We start from the raw sequence: 13,419 nt of genomic DNA on the forward strand, positions 1-13,419 counted from the left end.
GGCGGGCACCCCGCTCCGAGATCAGCCGAAGAGCGACACCGGTTTCACAATGTCGGCGTACACGAGCAGCAGTGACATCGCACCCAGCACCACCACCACGGCAAACGTCACGGGCACCATGCGGGCGGTGTCGACAGGGCCGGGATCGGGTTTGCGGCGGATCCTGGCGATGCCCCGCTTCGCCCCCTCGTAGAGGGCGCCCGCGATGTGCCCACCATCGAGCGGCATCAGCGGCACCAGATTGAAGACGAACAGCGCCACATTGAGCGAGCCGAGCAGCCCGATCACGCTCTGAGCGCGCGCCGCAACCGGTGCCTCGTCAAGACTCACGATCTCGCCGGCCAACCGGCCGACGCCCACAACGCTCATCGGGCCTGAGGGGTCGCGCTCCTCTGCACCGAACGCCGCGTTCCAGGTGTCGACCATGCGCTGCGGCAGGCGCAGAATCACACCGGCCACCTGCTCGACGTTCTGCCCCACGAACGCGGGCACTTCGGTGATCGGCTGGGGCACGGTCTCGGTCGCGGCGACCGCCCCGATCATGCCGACGGTCTCGGTGACGGGGTCGCCAGCAGCATCGGTGACGGGTTTGCCCGCCGCGTCGACCACCGCACGCGTGTTCGCCTCCGGGGTCATCGTGAGGGTCTGCTCAGAGCCGTCGCGCTCGATGAGCACGCGCAGCGACTGCCCCGGCGCAGCCGACACGATGCCGCGGAACTGCTCCCAGCTCGTGATCTTCTCTCCGTTCACGGCAAGGATGGTGTCACCCGGCAACATGCCCGCTGCCGCCGCGGGCGCGGCAGGGTCGCCTGCGGCGCAGGCGGTCTGGGTGCTGCCGGCCGGCTGCAGGCACTCGCTCACACTGCCGAGCGTGGTGCTGCTCTGCGGCACGCCGAAGCCCACGAGCACAATGGCGAAGAACACGAAGGCGAGCACCAAGTTCATGAGCGGGCCGCCGAGCATGATCACGATCTTCTTCCACACCGGCAGCCCGTAAAAGGTGCGGTGCTCCTCGCCAGCCTGGATCGTTTCGGCGCTCGCGATGCGAGCGTCATCGACCATGCCGGCGATGCCACCGCGCACCTCGCCCGCGCCCGGGTCGATGACGCTCTGCGGGGCGGCATGGGGCGCGGTCGCTTCAGGATCGCCGATCCGCTCCACCTCGGCGACGACGTCACCGGCCGAGCGATGACCCAGCGCGGGCCGCTCTTCGACCACGGTGTTGAGGAAGCCCGTGGTCGACTCGCGCGGCGCCTCCCCCGGCTTCTGCGGCGGATACATGCCGATCATCGCAACGTAACCGCCGAGCGGGATCGCCTTGATGCCGTACTCGGTCTCGCCGCGCTTGCGCGACCACAGGGTCTTGCCGAAGCCGACCATGTACTGCGTCACCTTCACGCCGAACAGCTTCGCGGGCAGCAGATGCCCGAGTTCGTGCAGGCCGATCGAGACCGCGAGCCCGACGAGCACGATCAGGATCCCCAACACGTAGAGCAGCACCTCAATCACCCGCTCAGGCTACTGTGCTGCGCTGTGGAGATGCGGGGAGGGCTCGGAGGTCGAAATCGGGGTCACTCTGTGCCGTGACGCGGCGCGACACGCGACCACATTTGGCCTCGATTGGGTAGCGAAGCGCGGGCAGCGGATCAGCGGCGGCGGCGGATCAGCGCGCAGCGCGGGCGGCGATGAGCTGCTGGGCGCGCTCGCGAGCCCAGCGCTCGGCCTCGGCGAGGGCTTCGAGCGTGAGCGTGTCCGGGGCGCTGTGGGCTTCGAGCACATCGCGCACGGTGTCGACGATGTCGAGGAAGCCGATGCGGCCGTCATGGAACGCTTCGACAGCTTCTTCATTGGCGGCGTTGTAGACGGCGGGGTAGGTGAGCCGCGCGCGCCCCACCTCCTTCGCCAGATCGACGGCCGGGAATGCCTGCGAGTCGAGCGGTTCGAAGTCCCATGAGCTCGCGGTGGTCCAGTCGAGCGGCGGCACGGCGTGCGCCACCCGGTTCGGCCAGCTCAGGCCAAGCGCGATCGGCAGCCGCATATCCGGCGGCGAAGCCTGCGCAATAGTGGAGCCATCGATGAACTCCACCATCGAGTGCACAATCGACTGCGGGTGCACTACGACGTCGATATCGCTGTAGGAGACACCGAACAGCAGGTGGGCCTCGATCACTTCGAGCCCCTTGTTGACGAGCGTGGCCGAGTTCGTGGTCACCACGCGACCCATGTTCCAGGTGGGGTGGGCGAGAGCCTGTGCCGGGGTGACATCTCGCAGCGACTCCCGGCTGCGCCCACGGAAGGGGCCGCCCGACGCGGTCAGCACGAGGCGTCGCACCTCGTCTGCGCTGCCTGAGCGCAGTGCCTGCGCGATGGCGGAGTGCTCGGAGTCGACGGGCACGATCTGTCCGGGCTTCGCGAGGCCTGTGACGAGGTCTCCGCCCACGATCAGCGACTCCTTGTTGGCGAGCGCGAGGGTGCGACCGGCTTCGAGCGCCGCGATCGTCGGGCCGAGACCGATGGATCCCGTGATCCCGTTGAGCACCACATCGGCGGGTACCTCGCGGATCAGCTTCGCGGCGTCGACCGCACCGAGTGCGGTGTGCTCCACATTGAATTCGTCGGCCTGCTCGCGCACCCGATCCGCCTGGCTGCCGGCGACAAGCCCGACGACCTGAAACTTCGACGGATTCTTGCGCACCACGTCGAGCGCCTGCTCGCCGATAGAACCCGTTGACCCGAGAATGACGATGCGCCTCATACTGTCCATTCTGTCAGCCCGTCCCCTACCGCGCTGCGGGCACGACGAAGCCCGCCCCGCAGCTGTGTCGCGGGGCGGGCTTCGGCAGGTGCGTTACTTACTCTCGGCGTCGGCGTGCACCGTGCCGAGGATGTCGAGCACGAAGACCATCACATCGTCGGCCTCGAAGCCGCGCTGGGTGAGGCCGTCGGCACCGTAGCCGCCGTCTTCCGCGGGCACCACGGAGATGATCTGCGAGCCGACCTTCTGACCCACGAGCGCCTTGGAGAAGCCGCCGATCACGCCGTCGGTGGTGAAGTTGGCGGGCTCACCACGGGTCCAGCTCGAGTCGAACTCTTCGCCGGTGCGCCAGATCACACCGCGATAGTTGACGTAGACGCGGTCGCCCGGCTCGACCTTCTCGCCGTCGCCCTCGATGAGGGTCGCGATCTCGAGCTTGGTGGGCGCTTCGACGCCCTCGGGGATGGTGATGGTGGGTTCGCCATTGTCGGCGAGCTTCACCGTCGGGAAGCCTTCAGGAGCCTTCTGAGCCTTGCCCTCGGCCTTCTTCAGCAGCTTGTCGGCGTCGAGCGTGCCGGGTTCGCCTGCGGCACCGGCGGCGTCAGACCCCTCGGTGATCTTGCCGAACTTCATGACGACCACGATGGAGTCCTTCTCGGTGAGACCCTCGACACCGCTTTCCTCGGCCTTCTGCTCACCGAAGATGTCGGCGTAGGGTGCCACGAGGGCGACCTGCTCGCCGGAGGTTGCGCAACGAATGCCCTCGTACGCCCAAGGCATGAGCTGATCCTTGACGAACGGCACTTCGCTCTCAGGGAACTGCTGCAGGCTGGTGCCGTCTGCGCCGTTGAACATCGCCATCGACACCGCGATGCTCTGACCGCTCTTGATGACATCGCCCTTGCCCTGCTCGAGCACCGAGCGCTCCATCTCCTTCGCCTTCACCGGCGTCTTCGAGGTGATCTCGAGATCGGTGCCGACGGTGCCCTTCACCGCGATGCTCTTGCTGGCGTCACCGGCCGGCACGCAGGCCTCGCCCGAGGCGTCCTTACCGGTTCCTCCTCCCGTGCAGCCTGTCAAGAGCAGAGCCCCGGCAAGGGCCGCGGGCAGGAGAACGGAGGAGATTTTCACGGTAGCTGACTTCCTGACATGTGACGGATAACTGGCAACCGCTTCAGTATTCCCTATTCGTATCTCCGTCAGCTGGGAGCAGCAGCGGATCGCGCGTCGAGTGCCGCGGCGTAGAGTTCGCGCGCCGAGAGACCGGTGGCCTCCGCAACAGAGCGGGTGGCATCTTTCAGGCGCTCGCCTTCGGCGACGCGCTGTTGCACCTCAGCGAGGGCGGTGTCTGCCGACACTGCAACCTCGGGCGCACCGCCCACAACCACCACGATCTCACCGCGCACGCCCTCCGCGGCCCAGTCGGCGAGTTCGGCGAGCGTCCCACGGCGCACCTCCTCGTGCAGCTTCGTGAGCTCACGGCAGACCGCAGCCGGGCGGTCGGCCCCGAACTCGGCCGCGAGGTCTGCGAGCGATGCCGCGAGACGGGTGGGGGCTTCGAAGAACACGAGTGTGCGGCGCTCGGCGGCGAGCGCCGCGAGGGCGCGAGACCGCTCCCCCGACTTGCGCGGCAAGAAGCCCTCGAAAGCGAAGCGGTCGGTGGGAAGGCCGGCGACGGCGAGCGCGGTGATGACCGCGCTGGGGCCGGGGATCGCACTCACCGCGACGCCGCGCTCGGCGGCGAGCTGCACGACGCGGAAGCCGGGGTCGGACACCGTGGGCATCCCGGCATCGCTCACGAGCACCACGTCTTCGGCTTCGGCGCGCTCGACGAGCGCCGCAGCCTTCTCGTGTTCATTGTGGTCGTGCAGGGCCAGCAGCTCGGGGCGGTTCTCGATGCCGAGCAGGCGCAGCAACTGCGCGGTGTGGCGCGTATCCTCCGCGGCGATCACGGTGGCGGCTTCGAAGGTTTCGCGCAGGCGGAGCGAGGCGTCCCCCAGGTTTCCGATGGGGGTGGCCGCGAGCAGGATCATGCCTCCATCGTAGGCCCTGCCTCGCGTGCGCAGCCCCGGCGGCCCCGTGCAGAGAGAGGCCGCGCTCCGCCGTGCCCGGGGAACTCTCCGGGCAGCACTGCCAGAATGTCGGCATGAGCGAAATCACCCCCGATCCGCAGACTCCCGCCGATCCGCAGCGCGCCACGCCACCCGCCAATCCCTTCGCCGCGACGCACACCGCAGCCGCGGAGCGAGGGACAAAGCGCGCCATGATCTGGATTGCCGCAGCGCTCGTCGCCCTGCTCTTCACGGGCCTCATGGTCTGGTACACCACGGTGCAGCTGCGCGGCGGCTCAGACACGACCGGTGCCGCGTCAACGGCGGAAGCCCCGGGCGGTTCGGATGAGGCGACGGCTGTGGAGTGGCCGGCGAACCTTGCGACGGGCGGCATTGTGTTCGTCGAGCGAGACGGCGCGGTAGACCTGCTCCCCTCCGACGCTCCCAGCGGCAACGCTGTGCCGGCCCCCGTCGACGCCGCCGGCATCGGCGCGCAGCACCACATCCGCGTCTACCTCGACTACCGTTGCCCCTTCTGTTCGCTGTTCGAAGAAGCCAACGCCGACACGCTCGAAGAGGCAGTGCTGCAGGGAGGCTCCGCCGTGGAGATCCACCCGCTCACCTTCCTCGACAGGGTTTCCGCGGGCAGCGCATACTCCTCGCGCGCGGCCGGTGCCATCGAATGTGTCGCCGACGCCCAGCCCGAAGCAACGTGGGAGGCGCACCAGGCGCTGCTCGCCCAGAGCTTCCAGCCCAAGGAAGGAATTGCCGGCCACGACAACGCCGCGCTCATCGCCGAGCTCGACCGCGCGACGGGCGGGCTGAACAACGACGCCCGCTCGTGCATCGAGCAGGAGCGCTTCGTACCCTTCGCGCAGGCCCTCAACGACTGGTCGTTCGCCAACCCGGTGCGGGGTGCGAAGGAAGCCGGGCTGAAGGTCACGGGCACCCCGTTCGTGCTGGTCGACGGCGTGCCTTACCCGGGTGATCCCGAAGACCCTGAGGCATTTCGGGCGTTCCTGACGCAGCAGGGCGTCTCCCTCGGCTGAATTTCCTCCGCGGCGCGGGCCGGGGTATGCCCTGGCCCGCACCGCGGCTCGCGCTGCTAGACTCGGTCGGCTATGCATGAGACCGAGCGGCGCAGCGCCGAGCAGCCCTCCCACTCCCTGATTTCGCGTACCGGGGTCGCCTATTATCCGATCGCTCTCGTAGCGCGGCTGCCGTTCGCGATGATGGTGATCGGCGTGCTCACCCTGGTGGTCTCGGCGCGGGGTTCCGTCGAACTTGGCGGCCTCAACTCGGCAATGGTGGGGCTCGGCATCGCCTGCGTCGGCCCGCTCATCGGCGCAGCCGCCGACCGCTTCGGTCAGCGGCCCACCCTGCTCATCGCGGGGGCCGTCAACAGTGCGCTGCTGGGCGCGCTCGCCTGGGTCGCGTTCAGCCCCGCTCCCACCTGGGTGCTGTTCCTCACCTCCTTCGCGGTAGGCGCCACAGTGCCTCAGATCTCACCGATGTCGCGCTCGCGCCTCGTCACGATCATTGCGAGCGAACTGCCCAGGCAGCGGCGGCCGCGCCTGCTCTCCACAGTGCTCGCGTACGAGTCGGCCGCCGACGAAGTAATCTTCGTGTTCGGTCCGGTCGCGGTGGGCGCCCTCGCGACCACGCTCGGAGCGTGGGCCCCTATCGCGGGAGCCGCGATCCTCACCCTCTGCTTCGTCACCGCGTTCGCGGTGCACCGCACCAGCGCACCCGCGAAGAGCGCCGAAGAGCGCGCCGCCACCCTCGCACCGGCTTCGCATCTGTGGCGGCCGGCGCTGCTCATCACCGTCTTCGGCATCTTCACAGTGGGGCTGTTCTTCGGTTCGATGCTCACCTCGCTCACCTCCTTCATGCAGGATCGCGGCGACGCCGAGAGTGCCGGTCTCGTCTACGGCGTGATGGGCATCGGGTCGGCGATCTTCGCGATCGGGGTGGCGCTGTTGCCCGCGCGTTTCACGCTGCGGGCCCGCTGGCTGGTGTTCGCGCTCATGATTCTCGCAGGCACGGCGCTGCTGCAGACCGCCGACGATCTGCCGCGCATGCTGCTGAGCCTCGCGATAATGGGGATCGGGATCGGCCCGATGCTCGTGACGCTCTACAGTTTCGGGGCGCGGCGCAGCCCCGAGGGGCGCTCGGCGACCGTGATGACGATGCTCGGTTCGGGTCTCATGGTGGGCCAGTCGCTCGCGGCGGCCGTCACCGGGGTGGTTTCGGCCGATCTGGGCACGCGCGCGGCGATGGTGCTGCCGCCTTTCTCGGCGGTGCTCGCGGTGGTTGCGGGGGTGGCCAACTGGGTGCTCACCCCGGCAGGCCGCGAACCGGGGATCAGCACGGGGCCGATCGAGCTCGACTAAAGCCGGCTGGGACGCCGCCTCAGCTCTCTGAGGGTTCGGGTTCGCGCCCGATGCGCGGCTTCGGCAGGTGCCAGCCGCGAGCCACCGAGGTGAGGCGCAGCACGATCGCCGCCGCACCGCCCACGAGCGATGCCAGGCCATCACCGCCCCCGAGCGCCATGATCGCAACGGCGAGCCCGGCACCTACGAGAGCAGACACCGCATAGAGCTCGCGTGTCAGCACCCCCGGCACCGTGTTGACGAGCACGTCGCGGATCACGCCGCCACCGATCGCGGTGATCGTGCCCACAAGGATCGCGGTGAGCGGGGTTTGGCCTGCGAGAAGCGCCGTCGCGGCACCGTTCGCAGAGAACAACCCCAGACCGAAGGCGTCGAACACCACTTCGAAGTGTCGGATCCGCGTGATGCCCGGGTGAATGAAGAAGACCGCGAGCGAGCCCACGAGCGCGACCGCCAGGTTCGGCCAGTGCAAGAAGGAGACGGGCGGGTGCACGCCGAGCAGCATGTCGCGCACGATGCCACCGCCGACACCCGTGAACGAGCCGACGACCACCACCCCGAGAATGTCGAGTCGGCGGCGCACACCCACGAGCGCTCCTGAGATCGCGAAGGCGAGAATGCCAGACAGCTGCAGGATCTCGTAGACGACAGTGCTCACCACGGGTCAGATTCTATCCGGGTGCGGGTTTCAGCGATCTCCCTCCGGAATAGGGGCCCGCTCGCAGGCGTTGTACCGAGAGGTTCCACGGGCACAAGCCCGGGTGGAAGAATGGAGACCATGTCTGCTCTCACCCCAGCGGAGGTTGCCGAACTGCGCGCGGCCTTCCCCTACTTCGCGCTGCAGGCCGGTCTCCCGACGCCTCCGGCCTATCTCGATGCTGCGGCGACCTCGCAGCGGCCCGCCGCGGTGCTCGACGCCGAACGGCGATTCCTCGAAACCGCCAACGCCGCCGTGCACCGCGGCACGAGCGGAGCCGTGGGGGCGGCCACAGAAGCCTTCGAGGGTGCCCGCGCCGCGGTCGCCCGCTTCGTGGGCGCGGCTGCGCCCGAGCAGATCGTGTGGGCCGAGAACGCCACCGATGCCCTGAACATCGTGGCCCTCGGCATCGGAGAGGCGAGTGCGAACCCGGCGCTCGGTGTGCCTGGCAGCGAACGCTTCGCGGTGGGGCCGGGTGATGAGATCCTCGTCACCGAGGCCGAGCACCACGCCAATCTCATCCCGTGGCAGCGGCTCGCAGCCCGAACCGGTGCGACCTTCCGCTACATTCCCGTGCGCGAAGACGGCACCTGGACCATCGACGACGCCAGAGCAGCGCTCACCGAACGCACCCGCGTGTTCGCCTTCGCCCACATTTCCAACGTCACCGGCTACGTCGCGCCCGTTGCCGAACTCGCCGCACTCGCGCGCAGCGTCGGCGCGCTCACCGTGCTCGATGCCTGCCAGTCGGTGCCGCACATTCCCGTCGACCTCGACGCCCTCGGTGTCGACTTCGCCGCGTTCTCAGGTCACAAGATGCTCGGCCCCAACGGTGTCGGCGTGCTCTACGGTCGCCCCGAGCTGCTGGCCGCGCTGCCGCCGTCACGCACCGGCGGATCCGCGATCACCCGCGTCACCATGGAGTCGGCCGAGTTCATGCCGCCGCCCATGCGCTTCGAGCCCGGAACCCAGCCCGTCTCGCAGGCTGTCGGCCTGGGCGCGGCCGTCGAGTTTCTCTCGGCCGTCGGCATGGAGCGTGCTGCCGCCCGCGAGCACGAGCTCGTGGAGCGGCTGGTCGCAGGCATCGAGGAGACCCCCGGTGTGCGCTTGCTCGGCCCCGCCGACCCCGCGCAGCGAGTGGCACTCGCAGCGGTGTCGGTCGAGGGCCTGCACGCCCACGATGTGGGCCAGTTTCTCGACGAGCAAGGGGTGCTGGTGCGGGTGGGCCACCACTGCGCACAGCCGCTGCATCGGGCCTTCGGCATTGCCTCGTCGACGCGTGCGAGCGTGCACCTCACCACCACCGAGGACGAGATCGATCGTTTTCTCGACGCGCTCCGCGGCGCTCAGCGGTACTTCGGAGTGGAGGTGTCGGCGTGAGCGCGCTCGACGGACTGTACCAGGAACTGATCCTCGATCACTCGAAGCGCCCGGTGGGCAAGGGAGCGCTTGAGGCGCCCGATGGCGCCCTGACCGCGTCGCATCACGAGTTCAACCCGAGCTGCGGCGATGAGATCGACCTCTCAATTGCCGTCGACGCCGAGAGCGGGCGCATCGAGCGGCTGGCGTGGGAGGGGCAGGGCTGTTCGATCTCGATGGCGTCTGCTTCGATCCTGTCTCAGCTGGTGCGCGATGAACAGCTCACCATCGAGGAGGCGCAGCTGCGGATCGCAGCGTTCCGCGAGATGATTCAGGCGCGCGGCGCTGGGGAACCCGACGAAGAGCTGCTGGGCGATGCCGTCGCCCTGCAGGGCGTCGCGAAGTTCGTGATGCGGGTGAAGTGCGCGATGCTCGGCTGGGTCGCACTCGAGGCGGATCTGCGCCAGGTCGAGGGGCAGCGCGCGTGAGCGCCGCAATCACCTTCGACAGCACGGTCGCCGAGATCGTCGCGGCGCTCGAAGCGCTGGAGGATCCGAAGGTGCGTGCGGTCAACGAGCGCCACGGCGACGATCACGGGGTCAACCTCACGCGGCTGCGGGAGATCGCGAAGCCGCTGAAGAAGAATCAGGATCTTGCACTGCAATTGTGGGCTACCGGCTACACGCCGGCCCGGCTCGTAGCCACTCTCATTGCCAAGCCTCGCGACTTCACCCAGGCCCAGCTCGATTCCATGCTGCGGGAAGCGGTCATCCCCAAGGTGCACGGCTGGCTCGTCAACTACATCGTGAAGAAGAGCCCCCACGCCGAGCAGCTGCGCCTGATCTGGCTCATGGACGACGACCCCGTGGTGGCGAGCGCCGGCTGGGAGCTCACTTCGGAGCGAGTGGCGAAGCAACCCGAGGGTGTTGACGCCGGGATGCTGCTCGATGTGATCGAGCTGGGCATGCAGGATGCGCCGGATCGCCTGCAGTGGTCGATGAACTGGTGCCTCACCCAGATCGGAGTCTGCAACCCGGAGTATCGCGACCGAGCTATCGCGATCGGCGAGCGCCTCGGAGTGCTCAAGGATTACCCGACGCCCCCGAACTGCACCTCGCCCTACGCGCCGATCGCCATCGCCGAGCTGGTTTCACGCCGCGAGGGCTGAGCGCGCGGGTGCCCGCGAAGCGCGCACTCACCGGGGCATGCCCGCTCACGATGCCGGCGCGCTGCCACACACACACACACACACACATCAGCCCTCACACCAGCCCTCACGCCCGCGCGACGAGGCCGTGCTCAGTCGCGGCAAGCCTGTCGGCGATCTCCCTGATGATGGCCTGCATTGCCGCGCCGGCGTGGGTGGGTGCCATGTCTGAGCGGCGGGCCACGCTGATCGTGCGGGTGAGACCATCGCCCGCGAGCGGTGTGACGCGCAGCTTGGATCGATCCGCTGCCACCATGGCCGGCACCACCGCAACACCGATGCCCCGCTCGGCGAAGCTCAGCGCCGCATCCATCTCGGCGCCCTCGACGGCGACAAGCGGCGCGATGCCAGCCCTGCGCAGAGCCGCATCCATCGCGACTCGCAGATCGTAGTTCTCGGGGAACATCACCTGGGGCACCTGAGCGAGCTCGGCAAGCCCGACGGCTGCTGCCCCGGCGAAAGGGTCTCGCTCCTCCGCGGCGGAGACTGCGACCAAACGCTCGCTCAGGATGGGCTCGCGTTCGAGCACCGCACGCGCCGCATCTGACGACACGCTCGTCACGATGAGGGCGAGGTCGAGCGACCCCTCCATGAGCGCTGCGATGAGGCTGCGCGATCCTCGTTCGAGGATCTCGATGTCGATGCCGGGGTACCGGCCACGAAACTCGGCGAGCACATCGGCCACGAGGCTCGTGCAGAGGGTGGGTGTGGCACCCAGCCTGATGCGCCCGCGCCGCAGACCCGCAAGCTCGGCCATTTCGCCGCGTGCGGTCTCGGCGTCGGTGAGCATGCGCCGCGCGAACGGTAGCAGGCGTTCCCCCGCCGCGGTGAGTGTCACATTGCCGCGGGCCCTGTGGAACAGCTCGACGCCGAGCTCGCCTTCGAGGCTCGCGATCTGTCGGCTGAGGGAGGGCTGCGCAAGGTGTAGGTGCTCAGCGGCTCTGGTGAAGTGACCGGTGCGGGCGACCTCGGCAAAGCCGCGCAGCTGTTCGAGATTCATGTCCATAGCCTATTCGCATCGTCATGATCCAATCTATTCATTGGAGTAATCGTCGCTGGGTGCCTAGCGTGGTCCGCATGAACACCATCGCAGCAACCACTGACATTCACGGATCCGCACCCCACGAGCGGATCCTCTCGACCTCCGTGCTCGTCATCGGCACAGGCGGTGCCGGCCTGCGGGCCTCCATTGAACTCGCCGAACGCGGTGTGCAGGTGCTCGCCGTTGGCAAGCGCCGCGCCCACGACGCGCACACCACCCTCGCCGCCGGCGGCATCAACGCGGCCCTCGGCACCGTCGACCCCGAAGACAGCTGGCAGCAGCACGCAGCAGACACGCTGCGCGAGTCCTACTTCCTGGCCGATCCCGCCATTGTCGAGGTCGTCGCTCGCGGCGCCACCCAGGGCATCGAAGAACTCGAACGCTGGGGGATGCCCTTCGCCCGCGAGGCCGACGGCCGGATCAGCCAGCGCTTCTTCGGCGCACACAAGTACCGTCGCACCTGCTACGCCGGCGACTACACGGGCCTGGAGATCCAGCGCACCCTCATGCGCCGCGCCGCCGAACTGCGCGTGCCGATCATCGACACGATCTACATCACCCGCCTGCTGGTGAGCGACGGTCGCATCTTCGGCGCCTACGGCTTCGACATCGTCGACGGCACCCCCGTCGTGATCCACGCTGACGCCGTGATCCTCGCCGCAGGCGGCCACACCCGCATCTGGCGCAACACCTCCTCGCGTCGCGACGAGAACACGGGCGACTCGTTCCGACTCGCGGCGCTCGCGGGAGCCCGCATCCGCGACGCCGAACTCGTGCAGTTCCACCCCTCGGGCATTCTCGAACCCGCTGATGCCGCAGGCACCCTTGTCTCCGAGGCCGCGCGCGGTGAGGGCGGCATCCTGCGCAATGCGCTCGGCGAGCGGTTCATGGAGAAGTACGATCCCGAACGCATGGAGCTGTCTACCCGTGACAGGGTCGCGCTTGCGAGCTACACCGAGATCATCGAGGGCCGTGGCACTACGAACGGTGGCGTCTTCCTCGATGTCTCACATCTGCCTCGTGAGCAGATCCTCGCGAAGCTGCCGCGGGTCTATCGCACCCTGATCGATCTGCAGATGCTCGATATCACCGAGGCACCCATCGAGATCGCCCCGACAGCCCACTATTCAATGGGCGGCGTGTGGGTGCGTCCGGAGGATCACGGCACCGGAGTGGATGGGCTCTATGCCATCGGCGAGGCGTCGAGCGGGCTGCACGGCGCCAATCGACTGGGTGGCAACTCCCTCATCGAGTTGCTGGTGTACGGGCGGATCACCGGTTCCGATGCCGCGAGCTATGTCTCTGGGCTGACCGAGATCAAGCGCGATCCGGCGGCTGTTGCCGAGGCACGCGCCGAGATGCAGGGGCTGCTCACGGGCGGCGGCACCGAAAGCCCGCGTCGCCTGCAGCGGGCGCTGCGCGACCTCATGACGGAGCACGCCGGTGTGGTGCGCTCTGAGCCTGGCCTGCGCGCAGGCCTCGCGAAGCTCGACGCGCTTGAGGAACGAGTTTCGCAGCTCACCGCGCACCCGGATATCGCGGGTTTCGATGATCTCGCCCACGCCTTCGATCTCTACGGTTCGATGCTTGCCGCGCGCGCCACCCTGGAGTGCGCGCTTGAGCGCCGCGAGACGCGAGGGTGCCACAACCGCTCTGATTTCCCTGATCAGAATGATGAGCTGCGCGGCAATTTCGTGTGGTCGCCGTCTGCGGGTGTGGTGTTCGAACCGCTGCCGGAGGCCCCTGAGGCGTTCCGGGCGCTGGCATACGCCGACGCCGACGACTCTGTGGCTGGCAAGTTGGTCGAGTAGCTGGGTTCTTCGGTTTTTTCGGGCAGGGGCGGATCACCGCACTTCGCCCACAGGCGGCCGATTCGGGTGGAGATCACTCGAATCGGCCGCTGGCCTGTGGATAG

Annotated in this window: 12 protein-coding genes; 6 read left to right on the forward strand and 6 right to left on the reverse strand. The window is 68.4% G+C overall.

The features are described from left to right. Window positions 1–21 precede the first annotated feature (21 nt). The 4 genes from WFI54_RS06070 to rsmI all read right to left on the reverse strand — a co-directional run bounded on the left by WFI54_RS06070 (window position 22) and on the right by rsmI (window position 4,788). The gene (locus tag WFI54_RS06070; protein ID WP_336651898.1) at window positions 22–1,509 is read right to left on the reverse strand and encodes a M50 family metallopeptidase; all 1,488 of its coding nucleotides are present in this window, start codon (window positions 1,507–1,509) and stop codon (window positions 22–24) included. A 154-nt stretch (window positions 1,510–1,663) separates the two neighbouring features. Then, complete coding sequence (gene dxr, locus WFI54_RS06075; protein WP_336651899.1) at window positions 1,664–2,755, reverse strand: 1-deoxy-D-xylulose-5-phosphate reductoisomerase; 1,092 nt, start codon at window positions 2,753–2,755, stop codon at window positions 1,664–1,666. A gap of 93 nt (window positions 2,756–2,848) precedes the next feature. Further along, complete coding sequence (locus tag WFI54_RS06080) at window positions 2,849–3,835, reverse strand: FKBP-type peptidyl-prolyl cis-trans isomerase (RefSeq protein WP_336651900.1); 987 nt, start codon at window positions 3,833–3,835, stop codon at window positions 2,849–2,851. Window positions 3,836–3,954: 119 nt separating this feature from the next. Then, a complete protein-coding gene (rsmI, locus tag WFI54_RS06085) occupies window positions 3,955–4,788 on the reverse strand; it encodes a 16S rRNA (cytidine(1402)-2'-O)-methyltransferase (protein ID WP_336651901.1) in 834 nt (277 codons plus the stop codon). 113 nt (window positions 4,789–4,901) lie between these two features. Between rsmI and WFI54_RS06090 the strand changes: the two genes are divergently transcribed. Continuing rightward, window positions 4,902–5,855 (forward strand): DsbA family protein, encoded by a 954-nt coding sequence (locus WFI54_RS06090; protein ID WP_336651902.1) that lies wholly within the window; start codon window positions 4,902–4,904, stop codon window positions 5,853–5,855. A gap of 72 nt (window positions 5,856–5,927) precedes the next feature. Then, on the forward strand, window positions 5,928–7,199 hold the full coding sequence (locus tag WFI54_RS06095) for an MFS transporter (RefSeq protein ID WP_336651903.1): 1,272 nt from the start codon (window positions 5,928–5,930) through the stop codon (window positions 7,197–7,199). Between the two features lie 19 nt (window positions 7,200–7,218). Here the strand turns inward: WFI54_RS06095 and WFI54_RS06100 are convergent, their stop codons facing one another. Next, complete coding sequence (locus WFI54_RS06100) at window positions 7,219–7,860, reverse strand: trimeric intracellular cation channel family protein (protein ID WP_336651904.1); 642 nt, start codon at window positions 7,858–7,860, stop codon at window positions 7,219–7,221. Between the two features lie 108 nt (window positions 7,861–7,968). Between WFI54_RS06100 and WFI54_RS06105 the strand changes: the two genes are divergently transcribed. From WFI54_RS06105 to WFI54_RS06115, 3 genes are read left to right on the forward strand one after another with little or no spacing between them, the layout of a single operon-like run. Beyond that, window positions 7,969–9,276, forward strand: coding sequence for an aminotransferase class V-fold PLP-dependent enzyme (locus WFI54_RS06105; protein WP_442918484.1), 1,308 nt, complete (start codon window positions 7,969–7,971; stop codon window positions 9,274–9,276). Next, the gene (gene sufU / locus WFI54_RS06110; protein WP_336651906.1) at window positions 9,273–9,743 is read left to right on the forward strand and encodes a Fe-S cluster assembly sulfur transfer protein SufU; all 471 of its coding nucleotides are present in this window, start codon (window positions 9,273–9,275) and stop codon (window positions 9,741–9,743) included. The genes WFI54_RS06105 and sufU overlap by 4 nt, the downstream gene beginning before the upstream one ends. Next, complete coding sequence (locus WFI54_RS06115; RefSeq protein WP_336651907.1) at window positions 9,740–10,423, forward strand: DNA alkylation repair protein; 684 nt, start codon at window positions 9,740–9,742, stop codon at window positions 10,421–10,423. Before sufU ends, WFI54_RS06115 begins: the two co-directional genes overlap by 4 nt. A gap of 106 nt (window positions 10,424–10,529) precedes the next feature. Here the strand turns inward: WFI54_RS06115 and WFI54_RS06120 are convergent, their stop codons facing one another. Then, window positions 10,530–11,462 (reverse strand): LysR family transcriptional regulator, encoded by a 933-nt coding sequence (locus tag WFI54_RS06120; protein WP_336651908.1) that lies wholly within the window; start codon window positions 11,460–11,462, stop codon window positions 10,530–10,532. Between the two features lie 77 nt (window positions 11,463–11,539). Here WFI54_RS06120 and WFI54_RS06125 point away from each other — a divergent pair, with 77 nt between their 5' ends. Beyond that, on the forward strand, window positions 11,540–13,315 hold the full coding sequence (locus WFI54_RS06125) for an FAD-binding protein (protein ID WP_336651909.1): 1,776 nt from the start codon (window positions 11,540–11,542) through the stop codon (window positions 13,313–13,315). Window positions 13,316–13,419: the final 104 nt, after the last annotated feature.

Origin of the sequence: Leucobacter sp. MMO-125 (assembly GCF_037148395.1) — a bacterium.
Classification (GTDB): Bacteria; Actinomycetota; Actinomycetes; order Actinomycetales; family Microbacteriaceae; genus Leucobacter.

Bases quoted from the DNA above. Each gene is read 5' to 3' on its own strand.
- dxr (WP_336651899.1), bottom strand. From the start codon at position 2,755: ATGAGGCGCATCGTCATTCTCGGGTCAACGGGTTCTATCGGCGAGCAG.
- rsmI (WP_336651901.1), bottom strand. From the start codon at position 4,788: ATGATCCTGCTCGCGGCCACCCCCATCGGAAACCTGGGGGACGCCTCG.
- WFI54_RS06090 (WP_336651902.1), top strand. From the start codon at position 4,902: ATGAGCGAAATCACCCCCGATCCGCAGACTCCCGCCGATCCGCAGCGC.
- WFI54_RS06095 (WP_336651903.1), top strand. From the start codon at position 5,928: ATGCATGAGACCGAGCGGCGCAGCGCCGAGCAGCCCTCCCACTCCCTG.
- WFI54_RS06105 (WP_442918484.1), top strand. From the start codon at position 7,969: ATGGAGACCATGTCTGCTCTCACCCCAGCGGAGGTTGCCGAACTGCGC.
- WFI54_RS06120 (WP_336651908.1), bottom strand. From the start codon at position 11,462: ATGAATCTCGAACAGCTGCGCGGCTTTGCCGAGGTCGCCCGCACCGGT.
- WFI54_RS06125 (WP_336651909.1), top strand. From the start codon at position 11,540: ATGAACACCATCGCAGCAACCACTGACATTCACGGATCCGCACCCCAC.